The organism is Streptomyces alkaliterrae (genome assembly GCF_007097205.2).
Lineage (GTDB): Bacteria > Actinomycetota > Actinomycetes > Streptomycetales > Streptomycetaceae > Streptomyces > Streptomyces alkaliterrae.
This window is the reverse complement of record NZ_VJYK02000680.1, coordinates 1-602: the sequence shown is the minus strand read 5'-3', so window position 1 is coordinate 602 and position 602 is coordinate 1. Positions and strand designations below refer to the sequence as shown.

1 protein-coding gene is annotated in these 602 nt (G+C 70.8%); it reads left to right on the top strand.

The window, feature by feature from the left end:
• A partial coding sequence (locus FNX44_RS28450) for a hypothetical protein (protein WP_173019321.1) occupies window positions 1-548 on the top strand: 548 nt, incomplete at its 5' end.
• Window positions 549-602: the final 54 nt, after the last annotated feature.

Here is a 602-nt window from a genome sequence, read left to right as displayed (position 1 = left end):
GTGCGGTGCGGTCTGCGGTGGGGCCGGAGGTCGAGGAGTGGCCGGCGTTGCCGGGGGATGTGGACGCGTGGGCGGAGAGGATGGGGGCGTACGGCATCGAGTGGGACGAGGAGGGGGAGGCGAAGCCGCCGCATCCGGTGGTCGGGCCGGTGTTGAGCTGGGTGGGCATGACGGCCTTCGAGCCCGGTGATCCGCTGTACGGCGCCAACGCGGTCGCCAACGGCGAGCGGGAGCTGATTCTGACGGGGTGCGCTGTGCTGAGCGCTCCTGAGAGTGAGGGACTTCCGCCGCGCACCCGCTCGTTCTTCGACGACTGCGTGACTGCTGCCGAGGTGGAGGGTGTGGATGAGGAGCGGGTCGAGAAGTGGGTCGCCGAAAGACTGGCGGTCATGGCGAGGAGTGAGGAACCGGAGTGCGAGGACGTTGATCTGGGGCCCGCGACGCTGCGCCTCGTCGTCGCCCTGCACACCGCCTCGATCGAGATGCTGCCCACCGAGGCCGTCGAGGCGGCCGGTGGCGAGGACGGGCCGGCCGGGCATCTGTGCTGAGCACAGCTGGGCCGGGGGCGTGAAGGTCCTGTGCGGGGGGGATGGGTGTTCGGT